The sequence below is a fragment of the Flavobacterium sp. J49 genome, from assembly GCF_011742145.1.
Classification (GTDB): Bacteria; Bacteroidota; Bacteroidia; order Flavobacteriales; family Flavobacteriaceae; genus Flavobacterium.
In genome coordinates this window covers 1-13292 of record NZ_JAAQQU010000040.1, presented here as the reverse complement: position 1 = coordinate 13292, position 13292 = coordinate 1, and the positions used below count along the sequence as shown (strand labels likewise).

13 protein-coding genes are annotated in these 13292 nt (G+C 37.4%); 6 read left to right on the top strand and 7 right to left on the bottom strand.

Annotated elements, in window-relative coordinates; genetic code table 11:
* Positions 1-35 precede the first annotated feature (35 nt).
* Positions 36-1445, bottom strand: a complete 1410-nt coding sequence (mnmE, locus tag HA632_RS00975; protein ID WP_176305379.1) for a tRNA uridine-5-carboxymethylaminomethyl(34) synthesis GTPase MnmE — start codon at positions 1443-1445, stop codon at positions 36-38.
* 146 nt (positions 1446-1591) lie between these two features.
* Between mnmE and HA632_RS00970 the strand changes: the two genes are divergently transcribed.
* Complete coding sequence (locus tag HA632_RS00970; protein ID WP_176305378.1) at positions 1592-2425, top strand: universal stress protein; 834 nt, start codon at positions 1592-1594, stop codon at positions 2423-2425.
* Between the two features lie 58 nt (positions 2426-2483).
* Here the strand turns inward: HA632_RS00970 and dnaN are convergent, their stop codons facing one another.
* The 5 genes from dnaN to HA632_RS00945 all read right to left on the bottom strand — a co-directional run bounded on the left by dnaN (position 2484) and on the right by HA632_RS00945 (position 7326).
* Positions 2484-3602: a DNA polymerase III subunit beta gene (dnaN, locus tag HA632_RS00965; RefSeq protein ID WP_176305377.1), complete on the bottom strand. Its 1119-nt coding sequence runs from the start codon at positions 3600-3602 to the stop codon at positions 2484-2486.
* 62 nt (positions 3603-3664) lie between these two features.
* Positions 3665-5347 (bottom strand): gliding motility-associated ABC transporter substrate-binding protein GldG, encoded by a 1683-nt coding sequence (gene gldG, locus HA632_RS00960; protein WP_176305376.1) that lies wholly within the window; start codon positions 5345-5347, stop codon positions 3665-3667.
* A complete protein-coding gene (gldF, locus tag HA632_RS00955; protein ID WP_176305375.1) occupies positions 5347-6072 on the bottom strand; it encodes a gliding motility-associated ABC transporter permease subunit GldF in 726 nt (241 codons plus the stop codon). Before gldF ends, gldG begins: the two co-directional genes overlap by 1 nt.
* Before the next feature lie 66 nt (positions 6073-6138).
* Positions 6139-6435 carry a putative quinol monooxygenase gene (locus tag HA632_RS00950; protein ID WP_176305374.1) on the bottom strand — a complete coding sequence of 99 codons (297 nt, stop codon included), beginning with the start codon at positions 6433-6435 and terminating at the stop codon, positions 6139-6141.
* Positions 6436-6501: 66 nt separating this feature from the next.
* Positions 6502-7326: an S-adenosyl-l-methionine hydroxide adenosyltransferase family protein gene (locus tag HA632_RS00945; RefSeq protein ID WP_176305373.1), complete on the bottom strand. Its 825-nt coding sequence runs from the start codon at positions 7324-7326 to the stop codon at positions 6502-6504.
* 123 nt (positions 7327-7449) lie between these two features.
* On the opposite strand from HA632_RS00945, the gene HA632_RS00940 reads away from it, so the two are divergent.
* From HA632_RS00940 to HA632_RS00925, 4 genes are all read left to right on the top strand, one after another.
* On the top strand, positions 7450-8403 hold the full coding sequence (locus HA632_RS00940; protein ID WP_171222863.1) for a PhoH family protein: 954 nt from the start codon (positions 7450-7452) through the stop codon (positions 8401-8403).
* A gap of 248 nt (positions 8404-8651) precedes the next feature.
* Positions 8652-9599: a phosphoribosylaminoimidazolesuccinocarboxamide synthase gene (locus HA632_RS00935; protein WP_176305372.1), complete on the top strand. Its 948-nt coding sequence runs from the start codon at positions 8652-8654 to the stop codon at positions 9597-9599.
* 150 nt (positions 9600-9749) lie between these two features.
* Positions 9750-10124: an ankyrin repeat domain-containing protein gene (locus HA632_RS00930; RefSeq protein ID WP_176305371.1), complete on the top strand. Its 375-nt coding sequence runs from the start codon at positions 9750-9752 to the stop codon at positions 10122-10124.
* 193 nt (positions 10125-10317) lie between these two features.
* Complete coding sequence (locus tag HA632_RS00925; protein ID WP_176305370.1) at positions 10318-10800, top strand: hypothetical protein; 483 nt, start codon at positions 10318-10320, stop codon at positions 10798-10800.
* 75 nt (positions 10801-10875) lie between these two features.
* Here HA632_RS00925 and HA632_RS00920 read toward each other — a convergent pair whose 3' ends face one another.
* Positions 10876-11964 carry a M42 family metallopeptidase gene (locus HA632_RS00920; protein ID WP_176305369.1) on the bottom strand — a complete coding sequence of 363 codons (1089 nt, stop codon included), beginning with the start codon at positions 11962-11964 and terminating at the stop codon, positions 10876-10878.
* A gap of 80 nt (positions 11965-12044) precedes the next feature.
* On the opposite strand from HA632_RS00920, the gene HA632_RS00915 reads away from it, so the two are divergent.
* Positions 12045-12716 (top strand): DUF4294 domain-containing protein, encoded by a 672-nt coding sequence (locus HA632_RS00915; protein WP_176305368.1) that lies wholly within the window; start codon positions 12045-12047, stop codon positions 12714-12716.
* Positions 12717-13292: the final 576 nt, after the last annotated feature.

Here is a 13292-nt window from a genome sequence, read left to right as displayed (position 1 = left end):
GATTTTAAAAAAAATGTTTTGTGCTGCCAATATCCCTATTTTCCGATACAGAAATTCGCAAAAATATTACCCAAAAGCTCGTCATTGGTCACTTCGCCTGTGATTTCGCCAAAATAATATAAGGCTTGTTTGATGTCGATAGCCATTAAGTCGGAAGACAAATTAGTTTCCATACCAAAACGCACTTTTTGAATTTCTTCCAAAGCTTTTAACAGCGAATCATAATGACGCGTATTGGTTACGATGGTTTCGTTATTGCGCAAAGCACCGGTATTAACAAAGGACATGAGTTGGTTTTTTAAGTCATCAATACCTTCTTTATTTTTGGCAGAAATATAAATGGTTGTCGGTTGTCCGTTGTCGGTTGTTAGTTGTTGATTAATGGTCGAAAGCATTTCCGGTGCAATCAAATCTTTTTTGTTGATGATGATTACAATGGGTTTTAAGGGAAACTGATTTCGAATCTTTTCGATCTCAATTTTTACACCGGCCAAACTCTCAACTGACAATCGAGAACCGTCAACTAATAGCAAAACAACTTGCGCTTGTTCAATTTTCTCAAAAGTTTTTTTGATACCAATACTTTCTACCACATCTTTCGTTTCGCGAATTCCTGCGGTATCTATAAATCTGAATCCGATTCCTTCAATAACCAATTCATCTTCGATAGTGTCACGAGTTGTTCCGGCTATGTCGGAAACAATGGCGCGTTCTTCGTTTAATAAAGCGTTGAGTAAAGTTGATTTTCCCACATTAGGTTCACCCACAATGGCTACAGGAATTCCGTTTTTGATGACGTTTCCAACCGCAAAGGAATCTATTAGTCTTTTTAAAACAAATTCAATTCGGCTGAGTAATTCTTTAAATTGTGTTCGGTCAGCGAATTCTACATCTTCTTCGGCAAAGTCTAATTCGAGTTCGATTAGTGAGGCAAAATTCAACAGTTCTTCACGCAGTTTGGCAATTTCATTGCTAAAACCACCACGCATTTGCTGCATGGCAATTTGGTGACTGGCTTCATTGTCTGACGAAATCAAATCGGCTACGGCTTCGGCTTGAGATAAATCGAGTTTGCCGTTCAGGAAAGCGCGTAAGGTAAATTCACCGGCTTGCGCCATCTTACAGCCTTTTCGGAGTAATAATTGTATGATTTGTTGTTGAATGTAAGTCGACCCGTGACACGAAATCTCAATCACGTCTTCACCGGTATAAGAATTAGGATTTTTAAAAAGGGAAAGCAAGACTTGGTCATATACTTTTCCTTCATCAACAATGTGTCCGAGATGAATCGTATGGGTTTTTTGCTTGCTGATGGCTTTTCCGGAGACAGATTGAAAGACTTGTTCGGCAATAGTAATGGCATCCTTACCCGAAATTCGGATAACGGCAATCGCACCGGCACCCGAAGGCGAAGCTAAAGCTACAATAGTTTCCTGTGAAATCATTCTTATAAATTTTGGGCAAAGTTAATAAAACTAAATCAGTATATTTTTATTAATGAGTTTAGGTTAAATATTTCATAATCTGATAATTATCATTTTATTTCAAATTTTATAATCGTAAATTTGAGAGAATATCAAAATGAAACACCATGAAAAAGATACTGATTCCCTTAGATTTTTCCGAGACGTCAGACAATGCATTTGTCTATGCTTTAGAAATAGCGAAATTGCTCAAAGCCGAATTGGTTTTACTGCATACCTTTGAACTGCCTGTGGTTGATAACCACGCGATGTCGTTTAATTATGCAACCATTTACGATACCATCGAATTGGCTAATTTTGAGCATTTCAAAGAAAAATTACCACAACTTAGAAGCATAGCTTCGGAGAGAAAATTAGACCATATAACCATGAATCACATCCTGGTCGACGGTGATTTACTGAATAATATCAAGAAAGTTGTGGTCGAAGAAAACATCGATTTAGTGGTGATGGGAACAAATGGAGCCGAAGGTTGGTTTGACACTTTTTTAGGAACCAATACCGGATCCGTAATCACCAATGTCGAAGTTCCGGTGCTGAGCGTTCCGGCTGACGCCGAATACCAAAAAATTGAAACCATTGCTTTTACCACGCGTTTCAGACCAAAGGATATTGATGCCTTGCACAAAGTTTTGTTTTATGCTAAAAAGTTTCAGGCTCAGGTCAAATGTCTTTACGTAAAAACAAGTACCTCTGATGTAACAAGCGAAACTATTAACCGCTGGAAATCTCATTTTGAAGATGAGGAAAATTTACAATTCTTTATCATTCCCGATGAAGATGTACAAAGAACCATTGAAGATTTTTTGGACAACCAAAGCGCAGATATGTTGGCCATGCTGACTTACAAAAGAAACTTTTTTGTCGAACTTTTTACAACGTCTACCACTCAAAAATTATCCTATTATTTGAAAACACCGATTTTGGCTTTGCACGAATAAAAAAAACCGTCTCGATTGTAAAATCAAGACGGTTTTCGGTATAAATGGTTAGTTTATATTAGTTGTTCAACATTACCGGCATTACCAGCATGGTAACGGTTTCGCCTTCGTCTAAGCCATCAATTGGCGTCAAGATTCCGGCACGATTTGGCATTGACATTTCTAACATGATTTCGTCCGATTGTAAGTTGGTCAACATTTCAGATAAGAATCTGGAGTTGAAACCAATTTGCATGTCATCACCTTGGTAATCACAAGTCAAACGCTCTTCAGCTTTGTTAGAGTAATCTATGTCTTCGGCTGAAATGTTCAATTCGGCACCGGCTATTTTCAAACGAATTTGGTGTGTAGTTTTATTAGAGAAAATCGCAACACGACGAACTGAATTCAATAAAAGAACGCGATTAATCATCAATTTGTTTGGGTTTTCTTTAGGAATTACCGCTTCGTAGTTTGGATATTTCCCATCGATTAAGCGACAAGTCAACACATAACTGTCAAATGAGAAAGTTGCGTTAGAATCATTGTATTCAATAGTCACATCAGATTCTGATGTTCCTAAAATGCTTTTCAAAATATTCAAAGGTTTCTTTGGCATAATGAAATCCGCTACTTGCGATGCTTTTACATCCGTACGCGCATATTTCACTAATTTGTGCGCATCAGTCGCTACAAAAATCAAACCTTCCGGAGAAAACTGGAAAAACACACCGCTCATTACCGGACGCAAATCGTCGTTTCCGGCTGCGAAGATGGTTTTGCTTATTGCGGTAGCCAATACTTCTGAAGGAACTACAGTTGAAGACGGATTGTCTAAGCTAACCGATTTTGGAAACTCTTCTCCCGGAGCGTAGGCAATGGCGTATTTTCCTGAGTTGGAACTGATTTCAATCGTGCTGTTTTCTTCTACCGTAAAAGTCAATGGTTGCTCAGGGAACGTTTTTAGAATGTCTAATAACAATTTCGCCGGAACAGCTACGCTGCCTTTGCTGGTTGAATCAATTTCTAAAGTAGCCGACATGGTTGTCTCTAAATCAGAAGCCGATACGGTTAGTGTTTTATTGTCTAATTCGAATAGAAAATTATCTAAAATAGGCAAGGTATTGCTACTATTGATAACGCTACCTAAAACTTGTAGTTGTTTTAATAAGTATGAACTCGATACTATGAACTTCATTTCGTTTTATTTTTTACAAATATATCTTAAACTAACAGATTTCAAAAAGTTTTTTATTAACATTACTTGCTGTATTTTCGCTTGCGCAAAAGGGTAAAGGCTACGCCAAATAACAATAAGATAACGATTGGAACTGCTACAGTTACGACTTGCGAATAGGTGTAGTTGTCGTAGACTTTTTGTTTGTCCAGCATAGGCAAATCGACTTCTTTGCTGCGAATGTTAATAAGTCCGTTGTCGTCGAGCAAATAATTCACGCAATTCATCATAAACTCTTTATTCGCATATAAGTTATTGGTCCATTTGTCATAACCCAATTCGAGCGGCTGACCGTTTTTGTCCAATTGGTTTTTGATGATATCACCATCTGAAATCACTATCATTTTATTGGCTTTGCCCGAGTTTTTGAATGTTGCATCTTTAAACGGTACAACACGGTTTTCGTACATCGAATGGAATTGGCCTTCCAACAAAACGGCTACCGGATAATTGCCTTTGCCCACAAATTCTTTTTGTTCAGGGCGAAGCGAAACGATTTCTAAACTCACTTGCGCTGGTGTGCCAACCAATCGGGAAACTTGTGAGGACTGCAGTAAAACGGTTTTCTTAATGTCATTGCCTAAAAGTTCAATCGGACCGGCAAAGTCAAATTTGATACCGTCTAAATTACTCACTATCGGATGATTTGCAGTCGGATAAATCAAAGGCGAATAAAACCAAGGATATTGTGTGTATTGGGTCGCACTTCCTTGTTCGCCGGTTGCCAAAGCAATTGGAGTATTTTGCAAATCAAAAATCAAGTCGGGACGAATTCTGACACCATATTTAAAGAACATATCGTTCAAACCCAAATCTCTTGGGAAAGCCAAGTTAGAACCGGTTTCGTTGTACAAACTGTCCATTTCCATGTTCACTTGATCCACCAACCAAAGTGTTTTTCCGCCATTGATGATGAATTGGTCTAAGACTTGTTTTTCTTCATCGGTGAAAGCTTCTGTGGGTTTGGCGATTACAGCTAAGTCGTATTTTTTAAGGTATTTTAAAGTTTCATTCGGACTTTTAGCCACCGAATCCAACGTAAATGGCCCGATGTAATAATTGTCTCTTACAGCAGTAATAAAATTGGCTATGTAGCGGTCTTCCAATTCTCCGTTTCCGTTTAGGATAACCACTTTCTTTTGTTTGGCTTTGGCTACCGTATTGATGGCATTGGCAAAAGCGTATTCCAAATGTTGCACTGAGCTTACCACTTTTTCAGCAGTAGAAGCGCCCATCATGTTTTTAAGCAAAGGCACTTTTACCACTCGGTCACCGCAAGTGGCGACAGCCCATGGAAAAACTACTTCCTGGGTTTGTTGACCTTTGTCATTTACTGTTACATTAACCGGCGTCAAACCGCGTTCTAAGAACGATTGGATTGTTGCATCTCTTTGATCTTCGTCTTCCAAAGGGTTTACGAATTGGAAGATGATATTAGGATTTTCGGCTTTGAATTCTTCTAATAATTGTTGGGTTTCCGTTTGGAGTTTTTTGAATTCCCCCGGAAAATCCCCTTCTAAGAACACATCAATATAAAGCGGTTCTTGGACTTCACTTACAATGTTTAAAGAAGTTTCAGAAAGGGTATAGCGCTTGTCAGCCGTTAGGTCAAATCGCTTGAAAGCAAAATGACCGGCAAAATTTAAAACCACAACAAATAAGATGGTAATGGCTGTTTTCTTCAAGTTGTTTTTGGGCGCACTCATTACGATTTGAGGGATTTTAATTGATACACGGTAAACGATAAAAACAAAAAGGCGATGCTCACAAAATACATTATGTCACGGGTGTCTAATACGCCTCGAGACATGCTTTTGAAATGGTAATCCATCCCGATTTTGGCCACCACATCTTCAAAACCGGTTACATAACCGGAAACACCTTCGAATCCATAATAAAACAAGAAGCACAAAAACACCGAAACCAAGAAAGCCACGATTTGATTTTCCGAAAGGGTAGAAGTAAAGATGCCGATGGCAGTATATGAAGCCACTAAAAATAACAGTCCAAAGTAGGAACCCATTGTACTGCCCATATCGATATTGCCTTCAGGCGAACCTAAGCTTGAAATCACATAAACGTAAACTAGTGTTGGAATCAAAGCGATTACAATCAACAAAAACGAACCCAGAAACTTCCCGTTGACAATTTGCCAAATCGACAAAGGCTTGGTCAACAAAAGTTCAATGGTGCCTTGCTTTTTTTCATCCGAAAAACTTCTCATGGTCACCGCCGGAATCAGGAAAATCAAGATCCATGGTGCTAATGTGAAAAACGGACTCAAATCGGCAAAACCGCTTTGTAAAATATTGTATTCACCATCAAAAACCCAAAGGAACAAACCGTTGAGCAAAAGGAAAATGGCAATCACCAAATAGCCTATTGGCGAACCAAAAAAGGATTTTATTTCTCGTAATGCGATTGATTTCATGTATGTTTTATGTTAATTCGGTTATTCGGTAATTTGGTTATTTGAGGCCAAACTTACAACTCATAATTAAGTTAGTGAAACTAACTTATCCACACTCCACGCTTCGGGCTTATCGTTGAATAGTTTTTTTGTAAACGTCCAAACCTCGTCAAACAAGGCTGAGCGTCTGTAATTTTCTAAATCTTCTTCGGTTTCCCAATAACTATAGGTAAAGAAAATACAAGGGTTGTATTTGTCCTGGTACAATTCTAAAAAGCGATTGCCTTCGGAATTGCGGATTTTTTCTTTGATGCTGTCAAAATTCTCCAAAAACATCGGGATATTTTCTTCGTGAAAACTCATTTTTACTATTCTAACAAACATAGTCTTTTCTCTTATTTCTTTCTTCTTTCTTCTTTCTTCTTGCCTCTTTCTTCTTGCCTCTTGTTTCTAACTCTTAAAATCTATTATCACCAAATCCCTGTACTGCAACCCTAAAAGTGAACTTGCAGAACCAACCGTGTCAGGATTGCTTCTGAAAATGGCAATCTCTAAAAAACCGGCTTCGTTGAATATGGCCAACTTTTCGCCCTCATAATCTTTCCAAGAATACTTTTCTGAGACTACAATGTCCGAGTATTTCGGTAAGATGGTTTTAATGGTTTGGTTTTTAAATTTTATCTCGTAAGGTCTGCCTTTGCCCATCTCCAAAAATAATTTCTTAGAAATATTTGTTACGGCATTGCCTAAGTGGTCAATATAGATGACATAACCTTTAATTTGATTGTCTTGAACAATAGCTTGTAATTCGGTTACTTCTTTAACGGCCTTAATTTCCTTGCCAACGACATTCAGCAAACCGCCTTTAGCCAAATGACAGGCTACTTTTACAAATACATCTAAATCAGTAGCATCGCTTGGTAATCGGTCGTGTATGTTAATGGTAACCAATTTTTGCGGAACAATCTTTTGGATCAACATACTTAAAATGCCATTATCGGCACAAACAAAGTATTGGTCATTCCATTGCATAGCGATGTGCTGGTTCTCAGCATTCAATTCAATGTCAACCCCAATTAAATGAACCGTTCCTTTCGGGAAACTACTATAAGCAGCACCTATTATATAAGCAGCTTCCGCTATATTAAAGGCATCAATGTGATGGGAAATATCTATGATCGCAACTTCGGGATATTCCGACAACAATTTACCTTTTAAAGCCCCAACAAAGTGGTCTTTTAATCCGTAATCGGTGGTTAAGGTAATTATTGACATAGATTGTTTATAACTTGATGTAAATTGGGCTCAAAAATAGTAAAACCTATTCTTTTATTTGATTAAATTTGGATACAAAGCTAACAATATATAGCTAATTATTTTAATTTAATACTACTGCTTTTGAACGAACGTATCATTGAATTACACGACATCGCTCCCAAAGAATTTTGGGGCGCTCAAGATGCCCATCTTGAAACTATTAAAAGATATTATCCTAAACTCAAAATCGTAGCCCGAGGCACAACACTTAAAGCTTTCGGAGAGAAGGAAGAGTTAGATGAGTTCGAAAACCGCTTTAACCGATTAATGCTACATTTTACGCGCTATAACAATATTGATGATAATGTTATTGACCGAGTGATACAAAGCAATTCACAGGAAGAGCAACGCATGCCCGATCATGACAAAATTTTGGTACACGGTTTAGGAGGGAAACTCATTAAGGCCATGACGCCTAACCAACAAAAGCTGGTAGATTATGTTGCAAAAAACGATATGGTATTTGCTGTTGGACCTGCCGGAACTGGGAAAACCTATACGGGTGTGGCATTAGCCGTAAAAGCTTTAAAAGAGAAGCAAGTTAAAAGAATCATCCTTACACGTCCTGCGGTAGAAGCAGGCGAAAATCTTGGTTTTTTACCAGGCGATATGAAAGAAAAACTGGATCCGTACATGCAACCTTTATATGATGCTTTGCGCGATATGATTCCGCCGCAAACCTTGGAAGACTATATTTTGAAAGGCATTATTCAAATTGCGCCTTTGGCTTTTATGCGCGGACGAACGTTGGACAATGCTTTCGTAATCCTGGATGAAGCTCAGAATACCACGCATTCCCAAATGAAAATGTTCTTAACCCGTATGGGTAAAAACGCCAAATTTATCATCACCGGTGATCCGGGACAAGTAGATTTACCGCGTCGCACGATATCAGGTTTGAAAGAAGCCATCTTGGTTTTGAAAGACATTGAAGGCATCGGCATCATATATTTGGATGACAAAGACATCGTACGCCACCGACTGGTAAAAAAAGTAATCGATGCTTACAAGAGTATTGAGAATAACGATTACTAGATTTTTAAATTAATAATTTTGGAGCGAATGGCTTGGGAAGTTTCAGTAATGGCAATTCCCGCTGTTAGCTCCAATCTTTTTTTGCTTGTTGAGTTTATCTGGGTAGAAGCAAAAAAAGGATTTCCACTACATCGGGGCTAAAAAGTAAGCGAATTGATTTCCTTTTTTTTGCCTATCAATTTGGAACGACTTACTTTTGCACCACATCAATTTACCCTGAGCTTGTCGAAGGGCAACAACACAACAACATGAATACAATCACTACTACCAACTTCCAATTTCCGGGACAAAAATCGGTTTACCGCGGTAAAGTACGCGAGGTTTACAATATCAACGACGAATTATTGGTCATGATTGCCACAGACAGGCTTTCGGCCTTTGATGTCGTAATGCCCAAAGGAATTCCGTACAAAGGACAAATCCTAAACCAAATTGCCACCAAGTTTATGCACTTGACTTCAGATATTGTGCCGAATTGGTTAATTGCCACGCCGGATCCCAATGTGGCAGTCGGACATTTGTGTGAGCCATTCAAAGTAGAAATGGTCATTCGAGGTTATCTTTCCGGTCACGCAGCGAGAGAATACGCTGCCGGGAAAAGAACACTTTGCGGTGTCACTATGCCCGAAGGTTTGAAGGAAAACGATCAATTCCCAACACCAATTATAACACCAACTACTAAAGCCGATAACGGCTCGCATGACGAAGACATTTCGCGTGAAGCTATTTTGGAAAAAGGCATTGTTTCGGAAGCAGACTATTTGGTATTGGAAAAATACACCAGAGCTTTGTACCAACGCGGAACTGAAATCGCCGCAAGTCGCGGATTGATTTTGGTAGATACCAAATACGAATTCGGTAAAACCAAAGATGGTGAGATTGTTTTAATAGACGAAATCCACACTCCGGATTCTTCACGTTATTTTTATGCCGATGGTTATCAGGAACGACAAGATAACAATGAAGAACAAAAACAATTGTCAAAAGAGTTTGTACGTCGTTGGTTAATAGAAAATGGTTTCCAAGGCAAAGAAGGACAACAAATTCCCAATATGACTGACGAATACATCGAAACCGTATCAGAACGCTACATCGAATTATACGAGAACATTATCGGAGAGAAGTTTATTAAAGCGGATATCTCCAATATTAATGAGCGCATAGAACAAAACGTTTTGCACTTTTTGAAATCGTAAGCAAATCATAAATACAATATTATGAACCACGTTTAGGCGTGGTTTTTTTATGCCTAATGTTAAAATTTTGTTATAGTTAACTATTTGATGCAACGAAAATTAGGGTTGTGACGTCTTATCAGCAATCAATAACTTTTAAATCAAATCATCATGAAGAAAACAATCATTTTTGCAGGCTTAGCTCTAGTAGCTTTTACTAATGTTGCTTTAGCAACCAACGTTTCAAAAGCGTTTCCTCCCACCGAAGTGACAATCTATGAAGTAACACCTCTTTGTAACGCTATCGTTAAAGGAGATTTAACTACCGTTAAAAAATTTATCGAATATGGTTCCGATGTAAACGAATCAATGAATGGTGTTACGCCACTAATGTTAGCAGCTCGTTACAATAAAGTCGAAATCATTAAAGTATTATTGGAAAAAGGAGCAAGACCGGATGCCAAAGACGATAAAGGATTTACCGCTTTAAAGTATGCAGAGATTTCAAAAGCCAATGAAGCAGCAGCTTATTTGAAACAAATTTAGTAGCCCAAACAAAGCGCCGTTAAGATAATATACGGCGCTTTTATTTGTAAATCAGTTAGTTAAAAGTATTTAAAAGTTAAATTTATGTTAAAATTAAGTACTATGCAATACAAGATACTAGTTTTTAGCCATATATTTGCATAGGATATTAATAACAAGATTAAAATCATCATCAAAAAATAAATCAATCATCATGAAAACAACAATCATTTTTTTAGGACTAGCAGTTTTAAATTTCACCAATGGTAATGCTGCAAACGAATTAAACGCTCAAGATTTAGTTCAACAGGATTTAACTACAGTAAATGTAGACAACGCCCAAAAACAAAGTCAGTTGACCTTGGGAAAAAAAGAAATTTCAAATTTCACTATTGAAAACACCGGGGAAGAAGTTACCATTTTTAATCCGGCTACAGTAATTCAATCCAACTGCACCAAATCAATAGAAGAGGTAATTGCAGAGAATAATTTGGTTACCGATACCTGTGCTGATACTTACCAGCCTATTTCATTAGAAATGTCATTGGAAGACAGAATTGCAGAAAATAATCAAATCATAGAAAGCAGTTCAAATGATGAGTACTTGCCGTTAGATTTTGAAAAAATCAATCGCTCATTAAAAAACAACAAAGTTTGTAACAACAATATGGCGGTTACAATTGAGTTGAAATTATAAAGTTTAGGTAATAGCTAGTTTTACAGCAATGTAAATGTAAAAAGCATCCTTTTTGGGATGCTTTTTTATTTTAAATTATTTAAAGTAAGAGAAGGAATCGTTGTTTTCTATCTTTAGCAAACTTTCATAAATTAATTTAATGACATTTTCTACATCTTCTCGATGCACCATTTCAACAGTGGTATGCATATAACGCAACGGAAGTGAAATCAAAGCCGAAGGAACGCCTCCATTACTGTAAGCAAAAGCATCTGTGTCGGTTCCCGTTACTCTGGAAGTTGCATGGCGTTGAAAAGGAATCTTTTTGTCTTGAGCAGTGTTTACAATCAAATCTCTCAAAGTATTATGAACTGCCGGTGCATAGGCAATGACCGGGCCTTTCCCCATTTCCAAGTCGCCTTCGATTTTCTTGTCAATCATTGGGGTGCTGGTGTCATGGCAAACATCGGTTACTATAGCTACATTAGGATTAATGGTTTTGGTGATCATTTCAGCGCCGCGAAGTCCCACTTCCTCCTGGACAGAATTGGTAATGTACAGCCCGAAGGGCAATTTTTTCTTGTTTTCTTTTAAAAGACGAGCTACTTCGGCTATCATAAAACCTCCCATTCTGTTGTCAATGGCACGACAAACAAATTTATTGCCGTTCAAAATCATAAACTCATCAGGATATGTAATCACACAACCCACATGAACACCCAGTGCTTCAACTTCTTTTTTGTTACTACAACCACAGTCTATAAATATATTGTGTAAAGTAGCCGATTCTTCTTTGCCTCGATTTCTCGTGTGGATGGCAGGCCAACCAAATACACCTTTAACAATGCCTTTATCAGTATGAATATTAACCCTTTTTGATGGGGCAATCTGATGATCGGAACCGCCATTTCTTATTACATAAATAAGACCATTGTCAGTGATGTAGTTCACGTACCATGAAATTTCATCCGAATGCCCTTCAATAACAACCTTGTAAGGTGCATCAGGATTGATAACCCCCACGGCGGAACCATAAGTATCAGTAATAAAAGTGTCTACATAAGGTTTTAAATATTCCATCCAAAGCTTTTGTCCGTTCGATTCATAACCCGTCGGAGAAGCATTATTCAAATAGTTTTCTAAAAAGGTAAGCGAGGACTTGGTCAATATAGATTTTGTTGCCATAATTTTTTTTTGCTAAAATATAAATTTGGCATTACAGTTGTTAAGGATATTCTATATTTTTACCCTAATAAATCTTATGTATGAGAAAGTTGGTTTTTTTAGTTTTTGTATTACTGTTTGCTAACGGTTTAAATGCCCAGGTTACAACAGATTCTATCCGAAAAAAGGAAGTAATTGAAGATGAAAATGACACCATTGTAAAAGATCCTATTCTTCTGGAAGAAGTGGTTGTCTACAAAAACAAATTAACGGCTGCTGAAAAAAAAGAATTTCTGTTACTCCAAAACAGAGTCTATAAAGTATATCCATTTGCCAAAGCTGCTGCAGAGAGACTTACCATTTTAAACAAGAATATGGATAAAATGAAAACCAATAAGGAGAAAAAGAAGTATTTCAAGATTGTTGAAGACTACATGGAGAATGAATTCACGGGGCAATTAAAGAAACTCTCTAGAAAGCAAGGGCAAATTTTAGTGAAACTCATTCACCGACAAACCGGTTACACCACTTTTGAACTCATCAAAGACTACAAAAGCGGTTGGAAAGCCTTTTGGTCAAATAATACGGCCAAGCTTTTCGATATCAACCTCAAAACAAAATACCTTCCCTATGAGGTTAACGAGGATTTTTTAATCGAGTCCATTTTAGAGAGAGCTTTTGTAAAAGGCAGATTGTCACGTCAAAAACCTGCAACACCACTTGATATAGACGAGCTTACAGATCATTGGGAGAAAAAGGCTCAAAAGAAATAGTTTCCAATCAAGTTGAGAATGACAATTTGAAGCAAATGGACAGTCTGTGTCAGCCATCCATTTTCCCGCTTTTCGTTTTACTTCGGTACCACTGCAATCGGGGCTAGGCAGTATTTGTATTGAATGCCTGAAAACAATCAAAAAAACTTTTACTTGTAAAAATCGTAGAACCAACGAGTTGCAAAAAAACTTCCAAAAAAGAGTGCTGAAACATTTGCAAAAGCGAAAAAGAGTGCTACTTTTGCACCCGCAATTAAGCCGAAAGGCATATCACTCAACTCTTATGTTAAGTAAGATTATGTGAAGTGTTGAAGTTCTAATCTTAAGTCTTGTTGATAAAAATAAACAAGAAATCAAAAGAAAAATTTGTTGGAATAGATAAAACCAATTATCTTAGCAACCCTGATTTTTTGAAAATCAAGCGATAAGAAAATAAATTTAAAAATATTTTCAAAAAAACTTGTCGGAAAGAAAAAGATGCTTACTTTTGCACCCGCTTTGAGACACAAGCGGTATTAAAAAAGAAGAATACGTTCATAGACATATTGAATTGACAGCCGTTTTTAACAGAGATGT

What these genes read in the sequence shown, in the direction of transcription:
- mnmE (WP_176305379.1), bottom strand. Translation starts at nt 1,445, where the DNA reads ATGATTTCACAGGAAACTATTGTAGCTTTAGCTTCGCCTTCGGGTGCC.
- HA632_RS00970 (WP_176305378.1), top strand. Translation starts at nt 1,592, where the DNA reads ATGAAAAAGATACTGATTCCCTTAGATTTTTCCGAGACGTCAGACAAT.
- dnaN (WP_176305377.1), bottom strand. Translation starts at nt 3,602, where the DNA reads ATGAAGTTCATAGTATCGAGTTCATACTTATTAAAACAACTACAAGTT.
- gldG (WP_176305376.1), bottom strand. Translation starts at nt 5,347, where the DNA reads ATGAGTGCGCCCAAAAACAACTTGAAGAAAACAGCCATTACCATCTTA.
- gldF (WP_176305375.1), bottom strand. Translation starts at nt 6,072, where the DNA reads ATGAAATCAATCGCATTACGAGAAATAAAATCCTTTTTTGGTTCGCCA.
- HA632_RS00950 (WP_176305374.1), bottom strand. Translation starts at nt 6,435, where the DNA reads ATGTTTGTTAGAATAGTAAAAATGAGTTTTCACGAAGAAAATATCCCG.
- HA632_RS00945 (WP_176305373.1), bottom strand. Translation starts at nt 7,326, where the DNA reads ATGTCAATAATTACCTTAACCACCGATTACGGATTAAAAGACCACTTT.
- HA632_RS00935 (WP_176305372.1), top strand. Translation starts at nt 8,652, where the DNA reads ATGAATACAATCACTACTACCAACTTCCAATTTCCGGGACAAAAATCG.
- HA632_RS00930 (WP_176305371.1), top strand. Translation starts at nt 9,750, where the DNA reads ATGAAGAAAACAATCATTTTTGCAGGCTTAGCTCTAGTAGCTTTTACT.
- HA632_RS00925 (WP_176305370.1), top strand. Translation starts at nt 10,318, where the DNA reads ATGAAAACAACAATCATTTTTTTAGGACTAGCAGTTTTAAATTTCACC.
- HA632_RS00920 (WP_176305369.1), bottom strand. Translation starts at nt 11,964, where the DNA reads ATGGCAACAAAATCTATATTGACCAAGTCCTCGCTTACCTTTTTAGAA.
- HA632_RS00915 (WP_176305368.1), top strand. Translation starts at nt 12,045, where the DNA reads ATGAGAAAGTTGGTTTTTTTAGTTTTTGTATTACTGTTTGCTAACGGT.